Annotated in this window: 30 protein-coding genes; 13 read left to right on the forward strand and 17 right to left on the reverse strand. The window is 59.1% G+C overall.

What is annotated here, in order from left to right:
- The first annotated feature begins 18 nt into the window (after positions 1 to 18).
- The 4 genes from LN244_RS15830 to phoR all read left to right on the forward strand — a co-directional run bounded on the left by LN244_RS15830 (position 19) and on the right by phoR (position 3,633).
- On the forward strand, positions 19 to 561 hold the full coding sequence (locus LN244_RS15830; RefSeq protein ID WP_239040717.1) for a chorismate--pyruvate lyase family protein: 543 nt from the start codon (positions 19 to 21) through the stop codon (positions 559 to 561).
- A 21-nt stretch (positions 562 to 582) separates the two neighbouring features.
- Positions 583 to 1,464 (forward strand): 4-hydroxybenzoate octaprenyltransferase, encoded by an 882-nt coding sequence (ubiA, locus tag LN244_RS15835; RefSeq protein WP_275424697.1) that lies wholly within the window; start codon positions 583 to 585, stop codon positions 1,462 to 1,464.
- A 123-nt stretch (positions 1,465 to 1,587) separates the two neighbouring features.
- On the forward strand, positions 1,588 to 2,283 hold the full coding sequence (gene phoB / locus LN244_RS15840) for a phosphate regulon transcriptional regulator PhoB (protein ID WP_239040718.1): 696 nt from the start codon (positions 1,588 to 1,590) through the stop codon (positions 2,281 to 2,283).
- A gap of 48 nt (positions 2,284 to 2,331) precedes the next feature.
- Positions 2,332 to 3,633, forward strand: coding sequence for a phosphate regulon sensor histidine kinase PhoR (gene phoR, locus LN244_RS15845; RefSeq protein ID WP_239040719.1), 1,302 nt, complete (start codon positions 2,332 to 2,334; stop codon positions 3,631 to 3,633).
- On the opposite strand, the gene cysZ is transcribed toward phoR, so the two are convergent.
- Positions 3,617 to 4,372: a sulfate transporter CysZ gene (cysZ, locus tag LN244_RS15850; protein WP_239040720.1), complete on the reverse strand. Its 756-nt coding sequence runs from the start codon at positions 4,370 to 4,372 to the stop codon at positions 3,617 to 3,619. The two genes, phoR and cysZ, sit on opposite strands and share 17 nt — an antisense overlap.
- Before the next feature lie 111 nt (positions 4,373 to 4,483).
- On the opposite strand from cysZ, the gene LN244_RS15855 reads away from it, so the two are divergent.
- Positions 4,484 to 5,422: an NADP-dependent oxidoreductase gene (locus LN244_RS15855; protein ID WP_239040721.1), complete on the forward strand. Its 939-nt coding sequence runs from the start codon at positions 4,484 to 4,486 to the stop codon at positions 5,420 to 5,422.
- Here LN244_RS15855 and LN244_RS15860 read toward each other — a convergent pair whose 3' ends face one another.
- The 3 genes from LN244_RS15860 to LN244_RS15870 are packed head-to-tail and all read right to left on the reverse strand — an operon-like array spanning position 5,423 to position 6,796.
- Complete coding sequence (locus LN244_RS15860; protein ID WP_239040722.1) at positions 5,423 to 5,908, reverse strand: hypothetical protein; 486 nt, start codon at positions 5,906 to 5,908, stop codon at positions 5,423 to 5,425.
- Between the two features lie 19 nt (positions 5,909 to 5,927).
- Positions 5,928 to 6,188 carry a hypothetical protein gene (locus LN244_RS15865; RefSeq protein WP_239040723.1) on the reverse strand — a complete coding sequence of 87 codons (261 nt, stop codon included), beginning with the start codon at positions 6,186 to 6,188 and terminating at the stop codon, positions 5,928 to 5,930.
- A 2-nt stretch (positions 6,189 to 6,190) separates the two neighbouring features.
- Complete coding sequence (locus LN244_RS15870) at positions 6,191 to 6,796, reverse strand: YjaG family protein (protein ID WP_239040724.1); 606 nt, start codon at positions 6,794 to 6,796, stop codon at positions 6,191 to 6,193.
- 135 nt (positions 6,797 to 6,931) lie between these two features.
- Between LN244_RS15870 and LN244_RS15875 the strand changes: the two genes are divergently transcribed.
- Both LN244_RS15875 and LN244_RS15880 read left to right on the forward strand, forming a co-directional pair.
- On the forward strand, positions 6,932 to 7,483 hold the full coding sequence (locus LN244_RS15875; RefSeq protein WP_239040725.1) for a TRAP transporter small permease subunit: 552 nt from the start codon (positions 6,932 to 6,934) through the stop codon (positions 7,481 to 7,483).
- Positions 7,480 to 8,859 (forward strand): TRAP transporter large permease, encoded by a 1,380-nt coding sequence (locus tag LN244_RS15880; protein ID WP_239040726.1) that lies wholly within the window; start codon positions 7,480 to 7,482, stop codon positions 8,857 to 8,859. The genes LN244_RS15875 and LN244_RS15880 overlap by 4 nt, the downstream gene beginning before the upstream one ends.
- Before the next feature lie 65 nt (positions 8,860 to 8,924).
- Here LN244_RS15880 and rep read toward each other — a convergent pair whose 3' ends face one another.
- A complete protein-coding gene (rep, locus tag LN244_RS15885) occupies positions 8,925 to 10,940 on the reverse strand; it encodes a DNA helicase Rep (RefSeq protein WP_239040727.1) in 2,016 nt (671 codons plus the stop codon).
- 237 nt (positions 10,941 to 11,177) lie between these two features.
- Between rep and LN244_RS15890 the strand changes: the two genes are divergently transcribed.
- A complete protein-coding gene (locus LN244_RS15890) occupies positions 11,178 to 12,407 on the forward strand; it encodes a two-component system response regulator (protein WP_239040728.1) in 1,230 nt (409 codons plus the stop codon).
- Here LN244_RS15890 and LN244_RS15895 read toward each other — a convergent pair.
- On the reverse strand, positions 12,376 to 13,890 hold the full coding sequence (locus LN244_RS15895) for a YifB family Mg chelatase-like AAA ATPase (protein WP_239040729.1): 1,515 nt from the start codon (positions 13,888 to 13,890) through the stop codon (positions 12,376 to 12,378). The two genes, LN244_RS15890 and LN244_RS15895, sit on opposite strands and share 32 nt — an antisense overlap.
- Before the next feature lie 38 nt (positions 13,891 to 13,928).
- Positions 13,929 to 14,234, reverse strand: a complete 306-nt coding sequence (locus LN244_RS15900) for an accessory factor UbiK family protein (RefSeq protein WP_239040730.1) — start codon at positions 14,232 to 14,234, stop codon at positions 13,929 to 13,931.
- Between the two features lie 292 nt (positions 14,235 to 14,526).
- Between LN244_RS15900 and glnK (LN244_RS15905) the strand changes: the two genes are divergently transcribed.
- From glnK (LN244_RS15905) to glnK (LN244_RS15915), 3 genes are all read left to right on the forward strand, one after another.
- A complete protein-coding gene (gene glnK / locus LN244_RS15905) occupies positions 14,527 to 14,865 on the forward strand; it encodes a P-II family nitrogen regulator (protein ID WP_239040731.1) in 339 nt (112 codons plus the stop codon).
- Between the two features lie 43 nt (positions 14,866 to 14,908).
- Positions 14,909 to 16,183, forward strand: coding sequence for an ammonium transporter (locus LN244_RS15910; RefSeq protein ID WP_239040732.1), 1,275 nt, complete (start codon positions 14,909 to 14,911; stop codon positions 16,181 to 16,183).
- Between the two features lie 141 nt (positions 16,184 to 16,324).
- Complete coding sequence (gene glnK / locus LN244_RS15915; RefSeq protein ID WP_106591655.1) at positions 16,325 to 16,663, forward strand: P-II family nitrogen regulator; 339 nt, start codon at positions 16,325 to 16,327, stop codon at positions 16,661 to 16,663.
- 53 nt (positions 16,664 to 16,716) lie between these two features.
- Here glnK (LN244_RS15915) and LN244_RS15920 read toward each other — a convergent pair whose 3' ends face one another.
- Complete coding sequence (locus tag LN244_RS15920) at positions 16,717 to 16,872, reverse strand: entericidin A/B family lipoprotein (protein WP_239040733.1); 156 nt, start codon at positions 16,870 to 16,872, stop codon at positions 16,717 to 16,719.
- 117 nt (positions 16,873 to 16,989) lie between these two features.
- Between LN244_RS15920 and astA the strand changes: the two genes are divergently transcribed.
- Positions 16,990 to 18,027 carry an arginine N-succinyltransferase gene (gene astA, locus LN244_RS15925; protein WP_239040734.1) on the forward strand — a complete coding sequence of 346 codons (1,038 nt, stop codon included), beginning with the start codon at positions 16,990 to 16,992 and terminating at the stop codon, positions 18,025 to 18,027.
- Here the strand turns inward: astA and LN244_RS15930 are convergent.
- Positions 17,999 to 19,273: a sensor histidine kinase gene (locus LN244_RS15930; RefSeq protein WP_239040735.1), complete on the reverse strand. Its 1,275-nt coding sequence runs from the start codon at positions 19,271 to 19,273 to the stop codon at positions 17,999 to 18,001. The two genes, astA and LN244_RS15930, sit on opposite strands and share 29 nt — an antisense overlap.
- Positions 19,270 to 19,995, reverse strand: a complete 726-nt coding sequence (locus LN244_RS15935) for a response regulator transcription factor (protein WP_239040736.1) — start codon at positions 19,993 to 19,995, stop codon at positions 19,270 to 19,272. The genes LN244_RS15930 and LN244_RS15935 overlap by 4 nt, the downstream gene beginning before the upstream one ends.
- A gap of 138 nt (positions 19,996 to 20,133) precedes the next feature.
- On the opposite strand from LN244_RS15935, the gene LN244_RS15940 reads away from it, so the two are divergent.
- Positions 20,134 to 20,610, forward strand: a complete 477-nt coding sequence (locus tag LN244_RS15940) for a Spy/CpxP family protein refolding chaperone (RefSeq protein ID WP_239040737.1) — start codon at positions 20,134 to 20,136, stop codon at positions 20,608 to 20,610.
- Between the two features lie 9 nt (positions 20,611 to 20,619).
- Here LN244_RS15940 and LN244_RS15945 read toward each other — a convergent pair whose 3' ends face one another.
- The 7 genes from LN244_RS15945 to rpoH all read right to left on the reverse strand — a co-directional run bounded on the left by LN244_RS15945 (position 20,620) and on the right by rpoH (position 25,131).
- Positions 20,620 to 21,534 (reverse strand): DMT family transporter, encoded by a 915-nt coding sequence (locus LN244_RS15945; RefSeq protein ID WP_239040738.1) that lies wholly within the window; start codon positions 21,532 to 21,534, stop codon positions 20,620 to 20,622.
- An 8-nt stretch (positions 21,535 to 21,542) separates the two neighbouring features.
- Complete coding sequence (locus tag LN244_RS15950) at positions 21,543 to 21,980, reverse strand: GlcG/HbpS family heme-binding protein (RefSeq protein ID WP_239040739.1); 438 nt, start codon at positions 21,978 to 21,980, stop codon at positions 21,543 to 21,545.
- A 20-nt stretch (positions 21,981 to 22,000) separates the two neighbouring features.
- Entirely contained in the window at positions 22,001 to 22,693 is a 693-nt protein-coding gene (gene trmB, locus LN244_RS15955) for a tRNA (guanosine(46)-N7)-methyltransferase TrmB (RefSeq protein ID WP_239040740.1), read from the reverse strand.
- A 50-nt stretch (positions 22,694 to 22,743) separates the two neighbouring features.
- Positions 22,744 to 23,544 (reverse strand): thiazole synthase, encoded by an 801-nt coding sequence (locus LN244_RS15960; protein WP_239040741.1) that lies wholly within the window; start codon positions 23,542 to 23,544, stop codon positions 22,744 to 22,746.
- A gap of 52 nt (positions 23,545 to 23,596) precedes the next feature.
- Positions 23,597 to 23,797 (reverse strand): sulfur carrier protein ThiS, encoded by a 201-nt coding sequence (gene thiS / locus LN244_RS15965; protein ID WP_239040742.1) that lies wholly within the window; start codon positions 23,795 to 23,797, stop codon positions 23,597 to 23,599.
- Positions 23,775 to 24,176, reverse strand: coding sequence for a DUF423 domain-containing protein (locus LN244_RS15970; RefSeq protein WP_239040743.1), 402 nt, complete (start codon positions 24,174 to 24,176; stop codon positions 23,775 to 23,777). The genes thiS and LN244_RS15970 overlap by 23 nt, the downstream gene beginning before the upstream one ends.
- Before the next feature lie 97 nt (positions 24,177 to 24,273).
- Positions 24,274 to 25,131, reverse strand: a complete 858-nt coding sequence (rpoH, locus tag LN244_RS15975; RefSeq protein WP_239040744.1) for an RNA polymerase sigma factor RpoH — start codon at positions 25,129 to 25,131, stop codon at positions 24,274 to 24,276.
- Positions 25,132 to 25,290: the final 159 nt, after the last annotated feature.

Genomic DNA, 25,290 nt, shown 5'->3' on the forward strand with positions numbered 1-25,290 from the left:
TTTCTGGAATCGGTGGACGTGTCAGCCCGTAGTGCCCTTCTCAATCCGCTTAAACTGAATCGCTGGACGTGCGCCGATGGTGTCCATGATGCACCCCATCATTGGCGTCCATGGTTGCAGGACACCGGCTCCTTGACCCAACGCCTGACCCGTGCCGCTGGCGGCGAGTTTGCCGTGCGCGTGCTGTCACAGCGCTGGGCGACGCCCTCCCGCGATGAAGCCCGTGCGCTGAACATGCCACCACGTCAGCTGGCCCTGATCCGCGAAGTGGAACTGCTGGGCCGTAACGGCACCCCCTGGGTCTACGCACGTTCCGTGCTGCCCGCCACGACCTTGACCGGCCGCGAGCGACGTCTGGCCCTGCTCGGCAATCGATCCCTGGGGTCGTTGATGTTCAGTGATCCCAGCCTGGCACGCGGCCCGCTGATGGCCTGCTGCCTGCAGGATGATGACGGCAGCCAGCTCTGGGCCCGGCGCTCCGTATTCCGACTGCACAACAAGCCTTTGCTGGTATGTGAGGTTTTTCTCCCGGCGATGGAGCACGTACAATACCCGCTCTGATTTACCGAGCAGGAGTAACCCGTGCAAGCTTCAGCCGAACGCCCTTTGAAAGAGCGCCTGCAGGCCTATATCCATCTGATGCGTGCCGACAAGCCTATTGGCACCTACCTGCTGCTGTGGCCTACGCTCTGGGCATTGTGGATTGCCGCGCAAGGCACACCTTCGCTGGAGCTGTTGCTCATCTTCAGCCTTGGCGTATTCCTGACCCGCTCTGCCGGCTGCGTAATCAACGACTTTGCCGATCGCCATATCGACGGACACGTGAAACGCACGCATCAACGTCCCCTGCCATCGGGCCGGGTCACTGAGCGTGAAGCGATAGGCCTGTTCATCGGCCTGATGCTGATCTCATTTCTGCTGGTGCTGCTCACCAATACCCTGACCATCCTGATGTCCTTCGGCGGTCTCGCGCTGGCCTTTGTCTACCCGTTCATGAAACGTTATACCCATTTGCCACAGGTAGTGCTCGGTGCGGCCTTCGGCTGGGCGATTCCTATGGCCTTTACCGCCGTGCAGGCACAGCTGCCACTGACCGCCTGGCTGTTGTACGCAGCCAAGATACTGTGGACCGTGGCCTATGACACTCAGTACGCCATGGTGGACCGTGACGACGACCTGAAAATAGGCGTCAAATCCACCGCTGTGCTGTTCGGCCAACATGACAAGCTGATCATTGGCCTGTTGCAGCTGGCCGCACTGGTCATCCTGATCTGGGTAGGGCAATTAGAGCAGATGGGCCTTTGGTTCCACTTGGGACTGGTGGGCGCTCTGGGCTTCTTCATGTATCAGCAGTGGCTGATTCGCCACCGTGAACGCATGCCCTGTTTCCGCGCCTTTCTCAATAACCATTATGCCGAACTGGTCGTGCTGATCGCGATTATTCTGGACTACACCAGCCGCTAAGCGCAGGAAATTGCTGATCTTTTATGACAGATACCCGTTTATGCAGGTCTGTGTCATATTAGTGTAACGGAAACGTCTTGTAATAGAGGCCTCCGATAACACCTGTAGATGAGGCAGAAAACGATGTCTGCATCAAAACGCGTGCTGATCGTCGATGACGAAGCACCTATCCGTGAGATGATCGCCGTTGCCCTGGAAATGGCCGGCTACGAATGTAGCGAAGCCGACAATGCCCAGGACGCTCATGCCCAGATCGTGGACAACAAGCCGGACATGGTGCTGCTGGACTGGATGATGCCCGGCACCAGCGGAATCGAGTTTGCACGTCGCCTGCGCAAGGAAGAAGTGACCGCCGATATCCCGATCATCATGCTGACGGCCAAGACGGATGAAGACAACAAGATCAAGGGACTGGAAGCGGGTGTTGATGACTACATCACCAAGCCCTTTTCACCCCGTGAACTGGTTGCTCGCCTCAAGGCGGTCCTGCGCCGCACAACCCCCAAGGGTGTGGAAGAACCCGTCACTGTCGACGGCCTGACACTGGACCCGGTTTCTCATCGCGTGACCGCCGATGACCTGCCGGTCGATCTGGGACCCACCGAGTTCCGCCTGTTACAGTTCTTCATGACCCATCCGGACCGCGCCTATTCCCGCAGCCAGCTGCTGGATATGGTCTGGGGCGGCAACGTCTACGTCGAAGAGCGCACCGTGGATGTGCATATCCGTCGCCTGCGCAAGGCGCTGGGTGAGCGTCATGACTATCTGGTCCAGACTGTACGGGGCACCGGTTACCGCTTCTCGGCCAAGGTCGCTTGAACTTGTCGGTCCCCACCGGCATGATCGACCACAGGATGGAGCCTCTCGATGCATGTATCACGACACGCCCTGATTATCAGTCTGATGGCACTGGCCTCCACCGGCTTGCTGGTTGGCCTTCTATTCGGCTATCCGATGGCAGGGCTCAGCCTGGGACTTCTGCTGTGGAGCCTGAAGCAGGTTCGTCAGTTTAATCGACTCAGTGACTGGCTACAGCGCGAGGATGGCTCAGAACCCCCGGAAGCGGATGGCGCCTGGGGCGATCTGTTCGACGAGCTGTCGCGCCTGCAGAAGCGCAGTCGTTCGCGCGAGCAGTATTTGCGCGGCATCATCTCCCGCTTTCAGCAGTCCTCGGCCGCGCTCAACGACGCCATTGTCATCATCGACAACCAGAACAATCTGGAGTGGTGGAACCGCTCTGCCGATCGCCTACTGGGGTTAAAAGCGACCTCTGACCGCGGCAAACCGCTGATGAATCTGCTGCGTGATCCCCGTTTTGTGCGCTACTTCCGCAAGGGGCATTATCAGGAACCATTGGAACTGCCATCTCCGATCAATGGCGATATTCAGCTGCAATACCAGATTACCAAGTTCGGGGAAGGCGACCGCCTGCTGGTGGCGCGTGACATCACCCGTCTGATGCGTCTTGAGCAGACGCGACAGGACTTTGTCGCCAATGCATCCCATGAGTTGCGCACACCACTGACAGTCATTCGGGGTTATCTGGAAACTTTTCTCGATCAGGCGCTGCCACGCCCGCTGGAACGCGGCCTTGAACAGATGCAGCAGCAGGCCGGACGCATGGAAGGTCTGGTTACCGACCTGTTACTGCTGTCGCGCCTTGAGGCCAGCCACCATATCAGCGATGAACATCCAATATTGATCCATGATCTGATTCAGCGCATGCATGAAGACGCCGAAGCCCTGGCCGCTGGCCGTGGTCACAGCTTCAGTCTGGATGTGGACAAGGAATACGACCTGCTGGGTCAGGCCAACGAGCTTCAAAGCGCCTTCTCCAACCTGGTGTTCAACGCCGTACGCTATACCCCGGACAACGGTCATATCACGCTGCGCTGGTGGGTCGATCACAAGGGCGGCCACTTCTCCGTCAGTGACGACGGGATCGGCATCGAGGCCATGCATATCCCGCGCTTGACCGAACGCTTCTATCGCATCGACGAAAGCCGCTCCTCTGCCAGCGGTGGTACCGGCCTGGGGCTGGCCATCGTCAAACATGTGCTGGTCCGCCACGATGCCCATCTGAGCATCGACAGCATACCGGGCAAGGGCAGCACCTTTACCTGCCACTTCCCGCCCGACATGGTCGTCCCGGTCAACGACGGGGAGTGATATCTCGCGCTTCGCTGGCGTATTCTTCGACCCAGAAGATAGTGGCACCCACCACAGCCGCCGGCATCAGGATCAGGTTGATCACCGGGACCAGCATACCCAGCTGCACCAGACCGCCAAAGCCGATCGACGTCACGCGGCGCGCTTTCATCAACTGTTTCATCTGCCGAAAGCTGACCTTGTTGTTATCCATCGGGTAGTCACAGTACTGAATCGACATCATCCAGGCACCAAACAGGAACCAGAGCACTGGCGCGATCAGGTTCACCCCCGGGATAAAGGTGATAATCAGGACCAGCAGAAAGCGCGGCAGGTAATAGGCCAGCTTGTGCAACTCCCGCTGCAAGGCCCGTGGAATCATCGCCAGCATTTCCGCCCAGCCTTCGTCGGTCACCGGCGCGCCACGCAACTTCTTTTCAACCTTTTCGGACAGAAAGCCGTTGAACGGCGCCGCAATCAGATTGGCCACGATACTGAAACCGTAATAGACGGTCACCAGCACCAGCAAGGCAAAGACCGGCCAGAACAGCCAGGTCAGAAAATCGGCCCAGCCAGGCAGAAAACTCAGCCAGTAGTCGACCCAAACGCCGAACTGTTCGATCAACAGCCAGATAGCGCCGATGAACAGCAGCACATTGACCATCAAGGGGACCAGCACAAAGTGCCGAATACCGGGCTGAGGCAGCATGGCAGCACCACGCAGCAGATAGCTGGCGCCACGAACAGGGTTACCTTTCATCTATTCTCCTTGTAACAACGTTTGCCAGATCAGTGGAGATCACTTTACTCTTGCTGTCAGTAGATGACTGTTACCGGCCTGTGAATGGACCGAGAAACCGGGGAGATTAACATGAAAGCGATACGCATCCATGCCTTTGGCGGCCCTGAGAACCTGCAGCTGGACGACATCGACAAGCCCGTTCCGGGGCCGGGTGAAGTGTTGATCCGCAACCGTGCAGCGGGCGTCAACCCGATCGACTGGAAGACCTGTTCAGGGGGCGGTGCCAGTGCCTTCATCGAGTCGCTGCCCTTCTGCCCCGGTTGGGAGTTCGCCGGCACCATCGAATCCCTGGGAGAGGGGGTGACGGCGTTCAGGGCCGGAGAAGAGGTGCTGGGCTTCGTCAATTTCCCCAAGGAAACCGGCTGCTATGCCGAATACCTGATCGCCCCCGCTGATCAGATCGCACACCGCCCTGCCGCTCTCGATCCCCAGTCAGCTGCCGGTCTGGGACTGGCGGGTCTGACCGCCTGGCAGGCCCTGTTCGAAGAGGGTCAGCTCAAGCCCGGCCAGTCGGTACTGGTGCTGGCGGCAGCCGGGGGTGTGGGTCATCTGGCGGTGCAGTTGGCCAAGTGGAAAGGAGCCTATGTGATCGGCACGGCATCGTCCGGCAACAAGAGTTTTCTGCAGAGCCTCGGCTGTGACGATGTCATCGACTACGGCCGTCAGCAGGTCGAGAACCTGATCCACGACGTGGATCTGATCATTGACGGTGTCGGGGGTGAAACCGCGATTCGGGCGCTGGCATGCCTGACACCTCAGGGCCGCATGGTCACCCTGCCATCGGTCACTGCGGCTGAGGTGATCGCCGCCGGGGAAGCTCAGGGGCTGAATGTCAGCGGCATTCGCGCCCGTCCAGATGGACAGCAGCTGCAGGAGCTTGCCAAGCTGGCCTCGTCCGGCAAGGTTCTGCTTAATCTGGCCGACAGCCTGCCACTCAGTGAAGCGGCCAGGGCCCATCAGCTGAGCGCCAAGGGGCATATCCGCGGCAAGCTGGTCCTGACGATCTGACTAGCCCTTATCTCCACCGGCCGTGACATTGGCGCCGGTGGAACTGCAAAACAGCTGCTGCTGACGCATGAGCAGGCGGCAGCCTTCACCACGGATGTTGCGGTCCCAGCAGGCGTGCTTGGCCCAGCTTTTATCATCTTCGGTCGGCTCTTCGCGAAACGCAGGTACGTCATTGCAGAACCCTTCGTCAGGCTCGGCTGCTTCCAGGCAGGCCCTGAGGAAACGACCGTGATTGACGGTACACTCAAAGCCGGTGCAACCATCGAAGTCACTGAGCGCCTTTTCCAGACACGCCGTCTGACCGTTGCCCCGTGCGAATGCCTGCCCCTGATCGCGCCAGAGTTCGGCCTGCTCGGCCCGCTCGGCATTGAAGTCCGCGAGCCATTCCGCCTGCATTGCCTGCCACCAGGCGGGCTGTACCTGCCACAAAAACAGTCCCATCAGCACCGGTATCAACACCAGCGCCAGGATGATCTTTTTCAGCATTGAAAACTCCGTATCGGTCTCAGCGACGGCGGTACAATCCGGCCATGCAAATCAGCAACCCGACGACCGACAGCAACATGCCACCGTTCACCCAGAGCGGGTGACGGACCATAAAGGGCACAAAGGGGTGATCCTTCCCGGCATCATCACACTCAGTGGTGAGATAGTTCCAGGAGCCGCCCTGATCCAGGCAGGCATCGGCCAGCGAAAGGTCAAACATGTAGCCAGCCATCAACAACACGGCCGGCACCACCAGCAATATCAGTCCCAAGCGCAACATGATCAATCGTCGTCACTGATGCCGATGTTACTGACCCCTTCATTGCGTGCCAGTTCACGCAGGGCCGCGATGAAATCGGGCTTGGCGTGTTTCAGGCTGCGCAATCGCTCAATCACCTCGTCACGAAAGGCGTCTTCTGCCTGCATCAGGTCGTGGGTATTGATCAACTTGACCAGCTCTTCGTCGGACATCTGGTCATCACCCTCGCTCACTTCGAGGAAGGTCGCCACACACTCACGGGACAGCTGACCGATACTGGCCGCGACCGATGCATCCTTCTCCAGAATGCAGTTCAGCGTGGCATTCAGCGCCACCACGGCGTCCAGCGCCGGCAGCGCACCGTACATGTCAAATTCGTCCAGATCCGGCATGTTGGCCTCGACTGCGTCGAGCTGCACCTCGAAGTTCATCTTCGCGCCCTGGCCGGACAGGCTATCCCATACGCCGTCGAGGATCTGGCGCAGCTTGGCTGCATCACCAAACTCGACCAAACGTGCGAAGAGCGCAAAATTGGGGAACATACGCTCGGTCAGCGCTGCCGAAAAGGCTGTCAGCTGCCAGGGCTCGAAAGTCTCCAGCTCGGGCTCCAGATTGAGCAGTTCAGTCATGGGAAGTCTCCACCTTGGTGTCTGTTCGACCATTGTACGGTTTTGACGGCCCGATCTGTAGTCATGAGGCGTGCCGCCCTGCCGGTTTTTGCTGATATACTTTTGACCGTTTGTCCACTCTGAATGAGAACAAAAATGAATCTATCCCCCACTGCTGCCGCTCTGGTCAGGCTGCTGGACGGCTTCAGCGAATGGACCGGCCGCCTGATCGCCTGGCTGACGCTGCTGATGGTCGTGGTTACCTTTGTCGTCGTCGTCATGCGCTACGTCTTCGAACAAGGCAACATCGCCCTTCAGGAGTCCGTGATCTACATGCACAGTTTCGTGTTCCTGCTCGGGGCTGCCTATACCCTCAAGCATGACGGACACGTTCGTGTCGATATCATCTACCGCCCACTCAGCGAGAAGGGCAAGGCCTGGATCAACCTGTTCGGAACCCTGTTCCTGCTGTTGCCGGTCTGCATTTTCCTGTTCTGGATCTCCTGGGAATATGTCGCTACCTCATGGGAACTGCAGGAAGGCTCTCAGGAAGCCGGCGGTATCGCCTATCGCTATATCCTGAAGTCGGCCCTGCTGGCAATGCCGGCCATGATGGTTCTGCAAGGAATCGCCGAGCTGCTGCGCAGCCTGCTGGTCCTGAGCGGAAATGCCCACCTGCCTCCTGCTGAAGAGGAGCATGCCCTGTGATCGAACTTTTGCCCCTGCTGCTGTTCGTTGGTGCGATTATCATTCTGCTGATGGGCTACTCGGTGGCCTTTTCACTGGCCGGTACCGGTCTGTTGTTTGCCGCCATCGGTACCCTGACCGGTCACTTCGACAGCGTCTTTCTGGAAGCAGTCCCCAACCGCATTTTCGGCGTGATGAACAACGAAGTGCTGATCGCCGTTCCCCTGTTCGTATTCATGGGGGTGATGCTGGAGAAATCGCGCATCGCCGAGGAACTGCTTGACACCATGGCCGCCCTGTTCGGCTCCATGCGCGGAGGCCTGGGGATTTCCGTTACTCTGGTGGGCATGCTGCTGGCGGCCAGTACCGGCATCGTCGGTGCGACCGTGGTCACCATGGGCCTGCTGTCGCTGCCGACCATGCTCAAGCGCGGTTATGATCCGGCCATTGCCACCGGCACCATCTGCGCGTCCGGTACGCTGGGCCAGATTATCCCGCCATCGATCGTGCTGGTATTGCTGGGCGATGTAATCTCCTCTGCCTACCAGCAGTCTCAGATCGACCAGGGCATCTTTTCGCCGGAAACCGTTACCGTTGGCGACCTTTTCCTCGGCGCACTGATTCCGGGCATGCTGCTGGTGGTGGCCTATATCGGCTATATGGTGTTCATCGCCATTACCCGCCCGCAGGCAGTGCCGGCCATTCCTGAAGAAGAGCTGAGCCAGATCACCAACCTCTGGATACGCGCACTCAAGGCACTGGTTCCCCCCGTGGTGCTGATCGGTCTGGTGCTGGGTTCGATTCTGGGCGGTTTTGCCACCCCGACCGAGGCGGCGTCCGTGGGTGCCGTAGGTGCCATGGCGCTGGCTGCCATGCGAGGAGCCTTCAGTCTGAAGACGCTAAACGAAGTGATGCGCTCCACGACCCAGGTCAGCTCCATGGTGTTCATCATTCTGGTTGGCGCTTCCATTTTCGCCCTGGTGTTCCGTGGCTACGGCGGCGATGACCTGGTACGCGATTTCCTTCATGACCTGCCCGGTGGTGTCGTGGGCGCCATGGCGATTGTGATGCTGATCGTGTTTCTGCTCGGCTTCTTCCTCGATTTCATCGAGATCACCTTTGTGGTCGTTCCGATTGTTGCTCCCATCCTGCTCAGCATGGGGCTGGACCCGATCTGGCTGGGCGTGATGCTGGCGATCAACCTGCAGACGTCCTTCCTCACCCCGCCCTTCGGCTTTGCCCTGTTCTACCTGCGTGGGGTGGCCCCGGCACATATCTCTACCGGGCAAATCTACAAGGGTGTGATTCCGTTCATCCTGATCCAGCTGGCTATTCTGGGCCTGCTGGCCTGGCAAACCGGTCTGGCGACCTGGCTGCCGGAGCTGGTATATGGATAACGCCTGTTGAAAAACCGGTGACAGTCGCCGGGGCGGGAACCTGATATTTCGCCCCGGCAATGTCCTCAGAGGTCGTCGAACATGCCCTTGAGACTGTTCAAGGTCGCCTGTCCCCGCGCCCGGTTCTGCTCAGGACGCGCATCCCCCCGCCCCTCATGCTCCACATCCTCCGGAGGCAGCTCATCCAGAAAACGGCTGGGCATACATTCGATCCACTCGCCAAACTGCCGACGTTGCTTGGCCAAGGTCATGGTCAGAGTCTGCTTCGCCCGGGTGATCCCAACGTAGGCCAGGCGCCGTTCTTCCTCGATGGTATCCATCTCGATACTGTTGCGGTGGGGCAGCAGCTCCTCTTCCATGCCTAGCAGGAACACATGGGGGAACTCCAGTCCCTTGGACGCATGCAGTGTCATCAGCTGCACCCGGTCTGAGTCATCCTCCTCTTCCTGACGATTGAGCATATCAAGCAGCACCAGCCGGGCAATGGCATCCTCAATACCGACATCTTCGTCCTCTTCCTGCAAGCGCTCCAACGTCGATTGCAGCGACTCGATCAGGAAGTAGACATTCTGCATGCGCTTTTCAGCGACCACTTCGCTGGAGGCGTTCTGACGAATCCAGCCGGCATAATCGATCTCGTCAATCAGCTCATGAATGGCGGCGATGGGGTCACCTTCGCGGCAACGCGCGTAGAGACGATCGATCATGGCACAAAAGCGCCGCAGCCGATCCACGCCCTGTGCCGGCAACACCTGCTCCAGACCCAGCTCGCCACAGGCTTCAAACAGGCTTACTTCTCGTCCTGAGGCATACTCCCCCAGCTTGTGAAGGGTACTGGGACCGATCTCGCGCCGCGGCAGATTGATGATGCGCAAAAAGGCGTTGTCATCGTCACGGTTGATCAGCACCTTGAGGTAACTCATCAGGTCCTTGATCTCGGCACGGGCGAAAAACGAGGTGCCACCGCTCAGCTTGTAGGGAATCTGGTAGCTCTGCAGTTTCATCTCCACCAGGCGCGACTGATGGTTGCCGCGGTAGAGAATGGCAAAATCGCGAAAGGCGATACGCTGACGCAGATGGCGATCCAGAATCTCGGTCGCCACCCGCTCCGCTTCGGCATCATCGTTGCGGGCATGGATCACCCGCAAGGGCTCACCGAAGCCCATCTCGCTCCACAGCGTCTTCTCGAACACGTGCGGATTGTTGGCGATCAAGGTGTTGGCCGCCTTGAGGATACGGCTGGTCGAGCGGTAGTTCTGCTCCAGCTTGACCACTTTCAAACTGGGAAAGTCGGTCTGCAACTGTGCCAGATTCTCGGGGCGGGCCCCCCGCCAGGCATAGATCGACTGGTCGTCATCGCCGACCACGGTCAGGCCGCCACGATGCCCCACCAGCTGGCGAACCAGGCGGTACTGCGACAGGTTGGTGTCCTGATATTCGTCCACCAGCAGGTACTGGATGCGCCGCTGCCAGCGCTCCAGCACATCCGGATGATCCGCGAACAGTTGCACCGGCAGCAGAATCAGATCGTCAAAATCGACCGCGTTGTAGGCACGCAGATGGCTGTTGTACGACTCATAGGCCCGTGCCGCGAGAATGTCCTCCGGCAGCTCCGCCTCCGCCAGCGCCTGATCCGGCGTGACCATATCGTTTTTCCAGTTGGAAATACGATGCTGGATATCATTGACCCTGTCGGTGTCCTCGTCATGCTGCAGCATCAGGTCGCGCAACAACGCCCGGGTGTCCTGATCATCGAACAGCGAGAATCCCGCCTTTAAGCCAAGATGCTTACGTTCGCGGCGGATGATCGACAGCCCCAGAGTGTGAAAGGTCGACACCGTCAGCCCACGCCCTTCCTGACCACTGAGCAACTGGCTAACACGCTCTTTCATCTCGCGCGCCGCCTTGTTGGTGAACGTCACCGCAGCGATGCGCCGAGCCTCGAAGCCGGCCTCCTGGATCATCCAGGCAATCTTGCGGGTAATCACGCTGGTCTTGCCCGAGCCGGCACCGGCCAGCACCAGCAGCGGGCCGCCAATGTAGTGCACCGCTTCACGCTGACGGGGATTAAGTCTGCTCATGACACCTCAAAAACACTAAACCTGGTCAGAAAACGGTCGATAAGGAAGAAAGTGGCTGTATCTGGAGCCGTATTCTTGCCCTTGAAGCTTCCGCTGCACCACACTGTTTCTGGACACTGAAAAACCGTGGTAATCTCCTCGGGCGATGAACGCCATCGCCTATTATGACATGGCCCCCTGATGAAATTCAGTTCCCGCTGAATGGAATTTATTCAGGTGTGACGGGGAAGCAGTACCATGCAGGTAGATACAGCGAACACAGAATCAGTTGTTGCCCAGCCGCCGCTGGTGCTGATCAGTACCTCTGAAGCACTGGAAGTATGCTGGCAGGACTGGCTACAACCCTGGTGGAGCGGCCGCTTTTGCCGTTGCCATTCGGTTGATGCTGCCCTTCCGGTGCTGCAGCACCTGGATGCGCCTATCGTGCTTCTGGATGTGGAAAGTCCCGAGCAGGCCCGGCAGCTTATGGAGCAGCTACGCAGTCAACTGAGCCGGCTGCCCGTCGTTCTGTTGAGCTCCTCACCGCAACAGTTGGACTGGCAACCTCTGCTGACTGACCCCTGGAACGATTACCTCTATCTGCCTGGCAGCAGTCTGGATACCATTCGCCGCATCCTGAGGTACTGTCAGCAACTGCTGCACAACGACCACACCGATGCGTCCATACCGCCGATCGACACCAGCCTGATGAACGGCTACGACCCCGAGCTCTGGCGTGCTCTGCAACGGGAAGAGTTCGAGCTCTTCTATCAGCCACGTATCGACCTGCGCCGCGGCTCCATCTGCGGTGCCGAAGCCCTGATCCGCTGGCAGCACCCCGAGCGCGGCCTGCAGACACCGGACAGTTTCATCCCCTCCTGTGAGGCATCGGGACTGATCGTGCCCCTGGGCTACTGGATCATCCAGGAGGTAGGCAAGACCCTGCCGGCGATGAAAGAGGCCGGTCTGGACGGGCGTATTGGTGTCAACCTGTCATTCCGTCAGTTTCAGGACCGCCACCTGGCACCCACCATCGAGCGCTTGATGCAACAACACCTGATGGACACCCGTACGCTGGAATTTGAACTCACCGAGACCGCGCTGTGCAGCGACGAAGAGCATGTACGCTCAACCATCCGCCAGCTGAGCAGCCAGGGGGTGGAGTTCTCGCTCGATGACTTCGGCACCGGCTACTCCTCGTTCAGCCTGCTGCAGAAGCTGCCGATCACGACTCTGAAAATCGACAAGTCCTTCGTCGATGGTATCCCCGGCAACCCGGATGACGAAGAGATCGTGCGCGCCATCATCAACCTCGCTCACAATCTCAATAAACAGGTGATTGCCGAAGGCGTCGAGAACCGCGCTCAGCTGGAATTCCTGATTCGTCATGATTGTGACCAGGTCCAGGGGTACTTCTTCAGCCGCCCGGTTTGCCTTGAGCAGTTCCTCAGTCTGCTCAACACCAACCGCCGCCAGCAAGCCCTCTGAACGCCAACGCCTCCAGCAACTGCTCACGCCCGACATCCGCCTGTCCCGCCAGATCGGCCAGGGTACGGGCGACTCGCAACAACCGATGACAGCCCCGAGCCGATAGCTGACTCTGCTGCATCACTCTGACCAGCAGAGCCTCAGTTGCACTGTCCAGCCTGCATACCTGTTCCAGTTCTGCCCCCGACAGCTCGCGGTTCATGCAACCCTGCCGCTCAAGTTGACGCTCCAGTGCAATGATCACACGTTGCCGCACAGCGGCACTGGACTCCCCCGCCGTTGCCGATTGCAGCAGGGTTTCGACTGGCAACGCCGGCACCTGAAGTTGCAGATCAATGCGGTCGAGCAAGGGCCCCGAAATCTTCATCTGGTATCGACGAATCTGATCCGGCGTGCAGATACAGCGGTCACTGCCATCATCGTGGTAGCCGCAAGGGCAGGGATTCATGGCCGCTATGAGCTGGAACCGAGCCGGATAGCGGGTCTGTCGTGCCGCCCTTGAAATCAGAATCTCGCCGGTTTCCAGAGGCTCACGTAACACTTCCAGCACCCTGCGAGGAAACTCGGGGAGTTCATCAAGAAACAGCACGCCCTGATGGGCCAAAGAGATCTCGCCTGGCCGAGGGTGACTGCCACCGCCAACCAGGGCGATGGCCGATGCGGTATGGTGCGGGCTACGGAAAGGCCGAACCCCGGCACAGGCCGGGGCCACACTCTGACCCGAAACGGATGCGATTGCCGCCACTTCCAGTCGCTGTGCCACATCCAGTGGCGGTAACAGGCTTGGCAAACGCGAAGCCAGCATGCTCTTACCGCTCCCCGGAGGCCCTGAAAAAAGCAGGTTATGCCCACCCGCGGCCGCCACTTCCAAGGCCCGACGGGCCTGCAACTGGCCTTTGACATCCGCCAGGTCCGGCACCGAATGCACTCTTTCAGTGCATTCACCGGCAACCACAGCAGCCAGCGGCTGTTGCCGCGTCAGGTGAGCGACCAGTTCCAGCAGATGACTGGCTGCAAATATCTCTGTACCTTCTGCCATCACCGCTTCATCAGCATTTTCCCTGGCGACGACCAGCGAGCGACCGATCCGACCGGCAGCAACGGCGGCAGGCAGAATGCCGCGCACCGGACGGATATCACCGGACAGCGCCAGCTCACCGATCACCTCCACGGTTGTGCTCGCCTTCCAGCCCTTCAGCTGACCGGACGCCGAGAGGATACCAATGGCAATGGCCAGATCATAACGACCACCCTCCTTGGGCAGGTCCGCCGGTGCCAGGTTGATGGTGACGCGGCGTTGCGGAAAGTCGAAACCTGCGTTGATGAGCGCGCTACGCACCCGCTCACGACTTTCCTTGACTGCGGTTTCAGGCAGCCCCACGATCGACATGGAGGGCAAGCCTCCGGACAGATGCACCTCAACTGCAACGGGAGGTGCTTCGATACCGAGCTGAGCCCGGGTATGAATTACGGCAAGCGACATATGGCCATCCTTGGCTCAGATGCAGGGAAGAGGAAAAATCAGTTATTGCGGGCGTCGGCAGCCTCATCAGCCTCACTGGCGGGCGCTTCTGCGGCGGCCATGCCCTCAGACTCAAGCGCAGCCAGACGCGCTTCCAGCTGCTCCAGGCGCTCACGGGTGCGCATCAGCACCGCCTGTTGGGCATCGAATTCATCCCGTGTCACCAGATCCAGACGGGCAAAGCTGCTCTGCAGCATGCTCCGAATCTGCCCCTGCAGCTCCTGCTGCCCCGGCATTTCAGGGCGATGGCTCAACAGCTGGCTGAACTGGCTGGACAGGCTGTCGATCAGTTTTTGGTGAATCATCCGGGTCTCCACATTCAATAGGTTCTCAGCCGTCACTATAAACCAGAACGCCAGTCAGGTCAGACTGGATGCCACGCACCCATGCGGTGCATGCACTATACTGGTGCATGAAATCACCTCTCTGATGCCCGTTTAAGTGCCATGTGCCAGGCCTCAATCACACCTTCTCCTCATAACCAGCTGTTTTAAAAAGATAAAAACAAGTTGGCACAACCTTCGCTTATACCGGGCATAACGCAGCCATCCACTCCGGGGTGGCCGCCAGCTGAACACTGAGCAGAGGAATGATGCCATGAAACTGATTTCAGCGATCATCAAGCCATTCAAACTTGACGACGTACGCGAAGCCCTGTCCGACATCGGCGTGCAGGGTATCACCGTTACCGAGGTCAAGGGCTTCGGCCGTCAGAAGGGCCACACAGAACTTTATCGCGGGGCCGAGTATATCGTCGATTTCCTGCCCAAGGTGCGCATTGATGCCGCCGTGGCCGACGAAATTGTCGATCAGGTACTTGAGGCCATCACCAAGGCTTCTCACACCGGCAAAATCGGTGATGGCAAGATTTTTGTCACCCCGCTGGAGCAGGTGATTCGTATCCGTACCGGTGAAACCGGTCACGATGCGCTTTGACCCCGTCTGAACACGATTCCATTTATCTCTGGAGGATACAACAATGGAAGAACTGCTGAACTCAACAGCCGGGGATCTGACCCAGCTGAAATATGCGGTCGATACCTTCTACTTCCTGGTGTGTGGTGCGCTGGTGATGTGGATGGCGGCCGGTTTCGCCATGCTTGAGGCAGGTCTGGTGCGTGCCAAGAACACGACCGAGATCCTGACCAAGAACGTCGCTCTCTATGCCATCGCCTGTACCATGTACCTGCTGTGTGGCTACTACATCATGTACAGCTCCGATGCCGGTGGTGTACTGCCAAGCCTGGGCGCCCTGATCGGTGACGAGAACGGTGTCGATGCCGTGCTTGCTGGCGGTGATGACGCACCCTACTACTCGGCTCGTTCCGATTTCTTCTTCCAGGTGGTGTTCGTGGCAACCGCCATGTCCATCGTCTCCGGTGCCGTGGCTGAACGCATGAAGCTCTGGGCTTTCCTGGCCTTTGCTGTTGTCATGACCGGTTTCATCTACCCGACTTCAGGTTACTGGACCTGGGGTGGTGGCTTCCTGAGCGAAGCAGGCTTTTCCGACTTTGCCGGTTCAGGTATTGTGCACATGGCAGGCGCATCCGCCGCTCTGGCAGGTGTTCTGATCCTGGGCGCTCGTAAGGGCAAATACGGCAAGAATGGCGAAATCAACGCGATTCCGGGTGCCAACCTGCCGCTGGCCACACTGGGTACCTTCATCCTGTGGATGGGCTGGTTCGGTTTCAACGGTGGTTCCGAACTGAAGCTGTCTGACGTCGGTGAAGCCAACGCTGTTGCTGAAGTGTTCGTCAACACCAACGCAGCTGCCGCTGGTGGTGTCATCGCCGCGCTGATCGTGGCCCGCCTCTGGTTCCGCAAGGCCGACCTGACCATGGCGCTGAACGGTGCACTGGCTGGTCTGGTAGCCATCACGGCTGACCCGCTGTCGCCGAGCGCGCTGGCTTCCACCCTGATCGGTGCAATCGGCGGTGCCCTGGTGGTCATTTCCATCGTCACTCTGGACAAGCTGCGCATCGACGACCCAGTCGGCGCCATCTCCGTTCACGGTGTTGTGGGTATCTGGGGTCTGCTGGCAGTACCGCTGAACAATGCGGACGCAACCTTCGGCGCACAGCTGCTGGGTATCGTCTCCATCTTCGGTTGGGTATTCGTGGCAAGCCTGATTGTCTGGCTGATTCTGAAAGCCGTCATGGGTATTCGCGTCAGCGAAGAAGAAGAATACGAAGGGGTCGACCTGGCTGAGTGCGGTATGGAAGCCTACCCCGAATTTACCGGCGGCAAGAAATAATTCCCTGCCTTCGGACAACATTCAGGCTGCGCATAATATGCGCAGCCTTTTGATTATGGGTATACTGGCGCCAATGGTTTCTCCACCGGCCTTCCGGCTGGAGCGAAGTGGGACAGCCACAGATCTATGAGGACTTGAATGATGAAACTCGTCTCCGCGGTGATCAAGCCGTTCAAGCTGGATGACGTTCGTGAAGCTCTGTCCGATATTGGGATTCAGGGCGTGACCGTGACGGAAGTAAAGGGCTTCGGTCGCCAGAAAGGCCATACCGAACTCTATCGTGGTGCTGAATACGTGGTCGACTTTCTGCCGAAAGTGAAAATCGAAGTCGCCATCGACGACGATATGCTCGATCAGGTGATCGAGGCGATCAGCAAGACCGCCAACACTGGCAAGATCGGCGATGGCAAGATCTTTGTCATGCCGTTGGAGCAGGTCATCCGCATCCGTACCGGCGAGACCGGCCCGGACGCACTCTGATACATCCGCCCGGCCCGTGTCACCATGACCGGGCCGGTGCCGGCTGCACGGGATCAGTCGCTCGCGTTACGCGCCGCGTCCCGAATCGCTTCACCCGCCTTTTCGATATCCTTGCCTGCGCCTTCTATGGTGCTGCAGCCGCTGACAGCGGTCCCCAACCCCAGCATTACCAGCGCGCTGAACACTAGACTGACCAGTTTTTTGTGCATCGTTTCTTCCTCAATGACAACCTGTTGCAAATCATACCTCTGTGCTGCAACGCCTGTCATTATGCCAAGGCCGCCTATACTCTAAGCTGAATGTTATTGCAGCAGGAGGCAGACGGCATGTTACGCGTACGTCCGATTACCACCAGGGATAATGACCTGCTGAAAACGATCGCCATCGAATCCGGCACCGGCTTCACCTCACTGCCTGACGACGAGGCATTACTCGAACACAAGATCGAACAGTCGATCAGTTACCTGTCCCGCCCGGCCGAAGGCCCCTCACCGGTCACCTATCTGTTTGTTCTGGAGGAAACCGACACAGGCGAGGTACTGGGCACCTGCGGTATCACCTCGGCCGTTGGCCTTGATGCCCCCTGGTACCACTACCACATCGGCACCATCGTGCATGCGTCACACCAGTTGGGAATTTATAACGAGTTCCGCACTCTCTATCTGTGTAACGACTACACCGGCAGCAGTGAGCTCTGTTCGCTCTACCTGCGTCCGGCCTATCGCGGCAGTGGCGGCGGTGGTCTGCTGTCCCGTGCCCGCTTCCTGTTCATGGCCGAGCACCGGCAGCGATTTGCCGACCGCATTATCGCCGAAATGCGCGGCTTTACCGACCAGCACGACAGTAACCCCTTCTGGGAAGGGTTGGGCCAACACTTTTTCTCCATGCACTATCAGCAGGCGGATTTCCTGACCGGCTCCGGCAACAAGGTGGTCATCGCTGAACTGATGCCCAAGCACCCGATCTATATCCACCTGCTGCCTCCGGAGGCACAGGCCATCATCGGCCGGGTCCATCCCAACACTGAACCCGCCTGTCGATTGTTGCAGACACAGGGCTTCCGCTTCGAAAACTATGTCGATATCTTCGATGCAGGCCCCACCCTGGCGGCACGACCCGACGAGGTTGATGCGATCCGCCGCAGCCGGCGCGTTGAAGCCGTGGTCGACCCCACACCTGCCCCCGAAGATGCCCGCAGTTATCTGGTGAGTAACACCGGCAGCAGCGACTTCCGCTGTATTCAGGCCAGGCTTCAGCCGACCCTGACCCGGGTCAGGGTTACCCCCGAACTGGCAAACGCGCTTGAGATTAACAGCGGTGACCCGGTAAGGCTGGTCAGCCTGCCGGGGGCAACAACAGCCTGAGTTCCAGTCCACCTTCCGGCCGGTTGTGTGCGCTGATCTCTCCTCCCAGCTGCCGTACGGCGCGACGCGCAATACTCATGCCCAGACCAAAGCCATCACCGCCAGCGTGTTCGTCCCGCACAAAGGGCTCGAAAAGCCTCGGCAACACCTCGGGATCAACACCGGGCCCCGCATCACTGAGCCGCAACAACAGACGCCCATCGGCCAATGGCTGCACGCTCAGACAGGCCGCAGTCTGCTCTGAGGTATGGCGAAGAATATTTTCAATGCCGTTCTGCAATGCGCAACGCAGCAGCTCAGGCACCCCGTGATAGCACACTTCGCTGGAGGGCAATTCAAGGCTGAAGCGGCGCTCTGGCTGACGCAGGCGCACCTCTTCTTGCAACTCGAGACACAGTTCGGTCAACGAAAAGTCGGTCGCACTCTGATCACGCTGCTGACGGCTGAAACTGAGAATCTCGCCGATCAGTGCGTCCAGGCGATCGCATTCCCGATTGATCCTGTCCATCATCGAGTCATCCGGTGCCAATCGCTGCTCAATCAGACCGGCCGCCGCCTGCAGGCGTGCCAGTGGAGCCCTTAGCTCATGAGAGACATCCTGCAACAAGCGTTGCTGGGCCAGCAGCGTCTGCTCCACCGATCCCACCAATCGATCAAATTCACGGGTCAACTCACCGATTTCATCCTGCCGCCGGCTCAGGCCTGCATCCGCTCTGAGGGTAAGATCCTGCGCCTGATGCAACTCTCGTACATGTTCACGTAAACGCTGGATGGGTCTGACGACCAGCGCCCCCAGAACCAGCCCCGATAGTGCCGAGATAATCAGAATCAGGACCATCTGCAATGAGAACAGCCTGCCCAGCAGGCGCTCGGCATGGAAAGCCTCTCGGGGCAGCGCCACTCGTGCACGGTACTCCCGCCCACTGTCCGTGGTCAGCGTCAGCTTCAGCGTTTTGCGTGGCGGCTCAGGCAACCAGGGCATCAAGGGCATGCGGCTATCGCCTTCATACAACCAAAGAGGAACCGGGCGGTGCCGCCCAGGCAGCATATGCCAGTTGGCCACTCCGGCTTCAAAACGTTCCAGCATCAACGTGGCCTGCCCACGTGCCCGGGCTTCCAGCAGCTCCAGACGATGCTCCTGGTCGTAACGGTTGCTGACCAGAAGAAACACGCCGCTCATGCCCAGAAGGCTGACCAGCCAGATCACCAGGAACATTTTCCAGAACAGTCGCTTATACCATCTCATATGAGGCTCCGGATGAACTGATAACCCTGCCCGCGCACGGTCTTGATCAGCTCGCACTCATCACCCGATACAACCGCCAGCTTCTGGCGTACTCGACTCACATGGACATCGATAGCACGGTCATAGGCACCCAGCTCTCGGTGCAAAACCCACCGAGTCAGTTCGGCCTTGCCCAGCACACGGCCTGCATGCTGCATCAGGTAGGCCAGCACATTGAACTCGGCACTGGTCAGCTGCAGCATTTGACCCTGAAAGCGCACCTCTCGCTGCCCGGGATCGAGCGTTAAGCCCTCTAATGCCAACGGCTGCGTTGGAAAGGCTCCTGCAGGCATCTCATCGGCTGTTCTGCCCCCCGTATCACAGCGGCGCAGGATTGCCTTGATCCGTGCTGACAGCTCACGAGGATGGCAAGGCTTTGACAGATAATCGTCCGCCCCCATTTCCAGCCCCAGAATGCGGTCGATCGCCTCACCCCGGCCGGTCAGCATCAGCACCGGCACCTCGCTGTGAGGGCGCAGCAGCTGCAGCAGCTCCAGCCCACTCATACCCGGCATCATGATATCCAGCACCAGCAAGTCCGGAGTACTCCGCTGCAGCGCCGCCAGCGCCGCCTCCCCGGAGTATGCTGTCTCGACCTGATAGCCCTCATGCCCCAGATACTCGGCCAACATGGCGCAGAGCTCGCGGTCATCATCCACCAGCAGCAATGTCTTGTTCTGCATCTACCTTCCTCCTGCGACCATTCTAGCCCGAGCCCCTGCAGCCTCGGTCAGGCTTTACCTAACTTTACTCCCTGTGCACACAACTTTGCGCACCGCTTGGCCATACTGGCCAGCAGATCAACACAGAAGGAATTCCCGATGAAAACACGCAAGATGATCGTATCCGCACTGGCCATTACGCTGGTCGCAGGCAGCAGTGCATTGGCTTATGCTGGACAACAGGGTGGCTGCAGCGCAGCCGACCGGGCCGATAAGCGGGTCGAGCGAATGACGCGTCAGCTGCAACTGGATGAAGCACAGCAGGCATCAGTACGAGCACTGTTCGCTGACCAAGCTGACCGTATGCAGGGTCAACCCCCGAAGCGGCATGCGCTGCTGGCCGAACTGGACCCCAACGCTCCTGACTACCAGCAGCAGGTGAAACAGCATATCGTTCGGATGCAACAGCAGCTGGCGGAAAAGATGCAGGCGCAGGCCGACTTCAAGGCATCCCTCTATGCCATCCTGACGCCGGAACAGGAACAGAAGCTGGCCGAGATGCGTGATCACCGAGGCGACCGGCATGACCACAAGGGTCAAGGTCATCACCGGGATGGCGGGCACGAGCGCTGGTGAGGTCAGCGCTCAGGACTGAACCGCCAGTTCGGCTCGCACCCGACGCTCATGGTGCTGGCTCAGCAATGCCTGAGCCACACCAGAGCCCAGTATCAGGCCGCATCCGGTCAGTTGCTGCGGGCTGAGCGACTGATCGAAGAGAACCCAGCCAAAGCTCACCACGGCGATCGGCTCCATATAGGCCAGAGTACCAAAGGTGGCCGCCGGTAGTTCTCTGAGTGCAATGACGGCAAACAGGATCGCCAAAAAGCCCGGCAACAGACCGGCCAGCAACAGCCACCCCCACTGCTCCAGATGAATGCTCTCACCTTGCTGCAGCATCAACGGGAGCATGCACAACGCACCAGCCAGCAACTGGTACCAGCAACGGGTATAGGCATGCAGGTGTGTCGGCATCACTCGGTTCAGCAGGATGAATCCGGCGTAGGCCAGCATCGCCACCGCCGCAAATGCCATGCCGGTCGCATCCTCGGCGTTTTCAAAGCTCAGCTCGAACTCCATCATCGTGGCAAAGCCGAAGAGTGCCAGCAGAATCAGGCCAACGCCGGCAGCGGTCAGGCGCTCCCCCATGGCAAAATGGGCCACGACCGACGCCATCACCGGTGACAGATAGACCATCATGATCGCATTGGCCATGCTGGTATAGAGCATCGCCTGAACGTAGCAGACGATAAAGGCGGCGAGCAGACCGCCGTTGGCCAGCACCCGCCAGGAGGGCCAGACCCGCAGCAGACCGACCTGCCCCACCAGCAGCAGATAACCCAGCATCAGTGCCGCCCCGAATCCGAGACGGTAGAAGGTCAGAGTCTCGGCGCTGAGCCCGGCATATTGCGAGATCACACCGATGGTGCCCATCAGCACGGCGGAGACAACCGCCATAAACAGAAAGGGGGCTGAACCAGCCCCCTGTGTGTGCTTGCTCATCAGCCGGTCTAGTCCACGAGAACGCCCAGCGCCGCCAGTGCCGCTTCAGCACAGGCAATGTCCTCCGCCTGAGAGGCACCGGAAACGCCGATGGCACCAATACACTCGCCAGCCAGCTTGATCGGCAGCCCTCCGCCCAGCATCAGCAGATCCGGGTGAGTATCCAGCGCTGCCAGCAGGTGTATGTCTTCAGCGTTGTTGTCACGGAAGAAGTTGCTGGGTACCTTGAAGCCTGCCGAGGTACGCGCCTTGCGCAGCGCCAACAATGCCGTCTGGGGCGGTGCATCATTGAGGCTCAGCTGAGCCAGCGGTTGACCAGCCCGTCCTACCACGGCAATGCTGACCTTCACGCCCAGGGTTTCAGCCTGCTCGCTGGCTGCTGTCACGGCTTTCAGGGCAGCGCGATAATCCAGCGTCTGCTGTGTTGCTGCCAATGTATCGGTCATCGGGCAATCTCCTCTACTGCTTATTCAATACGCTCAAACATCAGATCCCAGACGCCATGCCCCAGGCGTTCGCCACGCTGCTGGAACTTGGTGACCGGGCGCCACTCGGGCTGAGGAGAATACTGCCCTGACCCCGCCTGATTGCGATATCCGTCTGCTGCAGACATCACCTCCATCATGTGTTCAGCGTAGTTTTCCCAATCGGTTGCCATGTGGAAGCAGCCACCGATGCGGAGCTTCTGGCGGATCTTCTGGGCAAATTCCGGCTGAACAATGCGGCGCTTGTGATGGCGCTTCTTGTGCCAGGGGTCGGGAAAGAAAAGCTGCAGCGTGTCGAGACTGGCATCGGGAATGCACTGGGCCAGCACCTCAACCGCATCATCACAGTAAACACGGATGTTGGTCAGGCCTTCCTCCTCAACCCGGGACAACAGGCGTCCGACGCCTGGAGGGTGCACCTCGATGCCGATGAAGTCCTTTTCCGGTGCACGACGTGCCATTTCGATCAGCGAATCGCCCATGCCAAAGCCGATCTCCAGCACAACCGGGGCCTCACGACCAAACACGGTGGCATAGTCGATCTTGCCATCTTTCAACTCCAGCCCATACTTGGGCCAGTTCTGCTCCATGGCACGCTGCTGGCCTTCGGTCATGCGACCGGCCCTTACCACAAAGCTGCGAATCCGGCGCAAGGGTTTCTGTTCTTCAGTCATCATCACATCTGTCAGTTGCTGGAGCCCCTCGGGGCTCCGAATATTTGCGTTTAGCGGCCGCTGATCACGCCATCCAGCGGTGAGGAAGCACTGGCATAGGCACGGCGCGGCATGCGCACGGCCAGGTGGGCCTCACGGCCAGCCTGAACGGCCTTCTGCATCGCTTTGGCCATCAGCACCGGGTTCTGGGCACCGGCAATCGCCGAGTTGACCAGCACGCCGGCACATCCCATTTCCATGGCCATGGCAGCTTCAGAGGGCGTGCCGATACCGGCATCGACCAGAATCGGCACCCGAGCCTCTTCCATGATCAGGCGAATATTGTGCGGGTTCTGAATCCCGAGACCCGAACCGATCAGTGAGCCCAGCGGCATAACCGCCACACAGCCGATCTCTTCCAGCCGCTTGGCCACAATCGGATCGTCATTGGTGTACACCATCACTTTGAAGCCGTCCTTGACCAGCGTTTCAGCGGCTTTCACGGTCTCGATGATGTTGGGGTACAGGGTTTTCTGGTCTCCCAGCACTTCCAGCTTCACCAGATCATGGCCATCCAGCAGCTCTCGCGCCAGTCGGCAGGTGCGAACCGCATCTTCGGCCGTATAGCAGCCAGCGGTGTTGGGCAGCAGGGTGTAACGGTCGGGGCTGATCACGTCCAGCAGGTTGGGCTCATCCGGATTCTGGCCGAGATTGGTTCGGCGGACAGCCATGGTGACGATCTCGGCTCCACTGGCCTCAATCGCAGCACCGGTTTCCGCCATATCCTTGTATTTTCCGGTCCCCACCAGCAAACGGGATTTGAAGGACTGTCCGGCAATGATCAGCGGATCGTTGTTCTCTAGCTCTGACATCATCTGTACCCTGGTATGAATGTGGTTGTATGGTGCGCCTGGCCGCTGGGCTTCAGCCGCCACCGATGGCATGGACAATTTCGACCTGATCACCGGCATTCAGCCGAGTTGATGCGTGCTCGCTGCGCGGGATGATTTCCAGATTCAGTTCAATCGCGATCCTTTTGCCGGTCAGTTCGAGCTGATCGACCAGCTCGGCAAGTGTCACGTTCTCGCTGACATCCAGAGCGTCACCATTTACCTGAATCTGCATACTGTTTTTCCTGTTGATAGATCGATACGGCCAGACTCAGCCAGCCGATGATGAAAGCGATGCCGCCCAGCGGCGTAATCACGCCCAGCCAGTGTATGCCGCTCAAGGCCAGGACGTAGAGGCTGCCGCTGAAGCAGACAACACCGGTCAGAAACGCCACCGCGCTGATTTGCAGCCCTCGGCTATTGCCTTTGCGTTGCAGCAGTCCGGTCACCAACAGGGCTCCGACGTGCCAGAACTGATATTCGACACCAGTCTGAAAGACCTCCAGCAGGCGTTCACTGAGCACCGTTTTGAGGCCATGGGCGGCAAAAGCCCCTAACGCAACGGCGATGGCGCCCAGCAGGGCGGCTGTTACCAATGTAAAACGGGCGGACATCGTCTCTCCTGGGCAGCATTATAACGGGTTTGCGACCAGCGCCTGAAATGAAAAAAGCCGCTCGACGGCGGCTTCAGTGACGCGGCGGCGCGAAACGTCAGGCTTCCAGCATGGCGCCGCGAATTTTCTTCATGGCGTTTTTTTCCAGCTGGCGGATGCGCTCGGCAGACACATTGTATTCGGCTGCCAGCTCATGCAGCGTGGCCTTCTCTTCGGCCAGCCAGCGTCGCGCCAGAATGTCACGACTGCGCTCATCCAGCGCATTCATCGCACAGAGCAGTCGACGCTGAGAGTCTTCCTCCCAGTTGGCCTCTTCCAGCTGCACGGCCGGATCCGCCGAATGATCTTCCAGATAGGCAGAGGGTGACAGGTAGCTGCTGTCTTCATCCTCACCCACCGGTGCATCGAAGGCGGTATCCGTGGACGCCAGGCGACCCTCCATCTGACGCACGGTCTTGGCATCCACACCAAGATCCTCAGCGACCGCTTCCACCTCTTCATTGGTCATCCAGCTCAGCTTTTTCTTCTGCGAACGCAGGTTGAAGAACAGCTTGCGCTGGGCCTTGGTAGTGGCAATCTTGACGATTCGCCAGTTGCGCAGAATGAATTCATGCATTTCGGCCTTGATCCAGTGTACGGCGAAGGACACCAGACGCACGCCCATGGTCGGGTCGAAACGCTTGACGGCCTTCATCAGGCCGACGTTGCCTTCCTGGATCAGATCGCCCAGCGGCAGACCATAGCCGGAATAGCTGCGGGCAATATGAACCACGAAACGCAGGTGCGACATAACCAGCTGGCGTGCCGCTTCAAGATCGCTCTGGTAATGCAGGCGCTCTGCCAGTTCCCGTTCCTCTTCTGCGGAAAGGATCGGGATGGCACTCACAGTCTGAACATAGGCATCGACATTGCGGCCCGGTGATAGCTGTTCAACAACTTGCAAGCTTGTGCCCATTCAGGAATGACCTCGCAAAACTCTTTGGTTCACTTGTAACAAGTGTGCCGTGGATAAACTCGATGGTTTGACGCCCGAACACGGAAAAAGTTCGCTTCCGGCACCAACCGCCCATCAACGGACAGGAAAACTTAACGTGAATCAGTCTGCGGGGCAAGT

It is taken from the genome of Marinobacterium sediminicola (assembly GCF_022343685.1).
Classification (GTDB): Bacteria; Pseudomonadota; Gammaproteobacteria; order Pseudomonadales; family Balneatricaceae; genus Marinobacterium; species Marinobacterium sediminicola.

Bases quoted from the DNA above. Each gene is read 5' to 3' on its own strand.
- thiS (WP_239040742.1), bottom strand. From the start codon at position 23,797: ATGCAGATTCAGGTAAATGGTGACGCTCTGGATGTCAGCGAGAACGTG.
- LN244_RS15940 (WP_239040737.1), top strand. From the start codon at position 20,134: ATGAAAACACGCAAGATGATCGTATCCGCACTGGCCATTACGCTGGTC.
- trmB (WP_239040740.1), bottom strand. From the start codon at position 22,693: ATGACTGAAGAACAGAAACCCTTGCGCCGGATTCGCAGCTTTGTGGTA.
- LN244_RS15900 (WP_239040730.1), bottom strand. From the start codon at position 14,234: ATGATTCACCAAAAACTGATCGACAGCCTGTCCAGCCAGTTCAGCCAG.
- glnK (WP_239040731.1), top strand. From the start codon at position 14,527: ATGAAACTGATTTCAGCGATCATCAAGCCATTCAAACTTGACGACGTA.
- LN244_RS15875 (WP_239040725.1), top strand. From the start codon at position 6,932: ATGAATCTATCCCCCACTGCTGCCGCTCTGGTCAGGCTGCTGGACGGC.
- LN244_RS15960 (WP_239040741.1), bottom strand. From the start codon at position 23,544: ATGTCAGAGCTAGAGAACAACGATCCGCTGATCATTGCCGGACAGTCC.
- LN244_RS15970 (WP_239040743.1), bottom strand. From the start codon at position 24,176: ATGTCCGCCCGTTTTACATTGGTAACAGCCGCCCTGCTGGGCGCCATC.
- LN244_RS15865 (WP_239040723.1), bottom strand. From the start codon at position 6,188: ATGTTGCGCTTGGGACTGATATTGCTGGTGGTGCCGGCCGTGTTGTTG.
- LN244_RS15860 (WP_239040722.1), bottom strand. From the start codon at position 5,908: ATGCTGAAAAAGATCATCCTGGCGCTGGTGTTGATACCGGTGCTGATG.
- rep (WP_239040727.1), bottom strand. From the start codon at position 10,940: ATGAGCAGACTTAATCCCCGTCAGCGTGAAGCGGTGCACTACATTGGC.
- LN244_RS15930 (WP_239040735.1), bottom strand. From the start codon at position 19,273: ATGAGATGGTATAAGCGACTGTTCTGGAAAATGTTCCTGGTGATCTGG.
- phoR (WP_239040719.1), top strand. From the start codon at position 2,332: ATGCATGTATCACGACACGCCCTGATTATCAGTCTGATGGCACTGGCC.
- LN244_RS15895 (WP_239040729.1), bottom strand. From the start codon at position 13,890: ATGTCGCTTGCCGTAATTCATACCCGGGCTCAGCTCGGTATCGAAGCA.
- LN244_RS15935 (WP_239040736.1), bottom strand. From the start codon at position 19,995: ATGCAGAACAAGACATTGCTGCTGGTGGATGATGACCGCGAGCTCTGC.
- LN244_RS15890 (WP_239040728.1), top strand. From the start codon at position 11,178: ATGCAGGTAGATACAGCGAACACAGAATCAGTTGTTGCCCAGCCGCCG.
- cysZ (WP_239040720.1), bottom strand. From the start codon at position 4,372: ATGAAAGGTAACCCTGTTCGTGGCGCCAGCTATCTGCTGCGTGGTGCT.
- LN244_RS15920 (WP_239040733.1), bottom strand. From the start codon at position 16,872: ATGCACAAAAAACTGGTCAGTCTAGTGTTCAGCGCGCTGGTAATGCTG.
- LN244_RS15870 (WP_239040724.1), bottom strand. From the start codon at position 6,796: ATGACTGAACTGCTCAATCTGGAGCCCGAGCTGGAGACTTTCGAGCCC.
- LN244_RS15945 (WP_239040738.1), bottom strand. From the start codon at position 21,534: ATGAGCAAGCACACACAGGGGGCTGGTTCAGCCCCCTTTCTGTTTATG.
- phoB (WP_239040718.1), top strand. From the start codon at position 1,588: ATGTCTGCATCAAAACGCGTGCTGATCGTCGATGACGAAGCACCTATC.
- rpoH (WP_239040744.1), bottom strand. From the start codon at position 25,131: ATGGGCACAAGCTTGCAAGTTGTTGAACAGCTATCACCGGGCCGCAAT.
- glnK (WP_106591655.1), top strand. From the start codon at position 16,325: ATGAAACTCGTCTCCGCGGTGATCAAGCCGTTCAAGCTGGATGACGTT.
- astA (WP_239040734.1), top strand. From the start codon at position 16,990: ATGTTACGCGTACGTCCGATTACCACCAGGGATAATGACCTGCTGAAA.
- LN244_RS15950 (WP_239040739.1), bottom strand. From the start codon at position 21,980: ATGACCGATACATTGGCAGCAACACAGCAGACGCTGGATTATCGCGCT.
- LN244_RS15855 (WP_239040721.1), top strand. From the start codon at position 4,484: ATGAAAGCGATACGCATCCATGCCTTTGGCGGCCCTGAGAACCTGCAG.
- LN244_RS15910 (WP_239040732.1), top strand. From the start codon at position 14,909: ATGGAAGAACTGCTGAACTCAACAGCCGGGGATCTGACCCAGCTGAAA.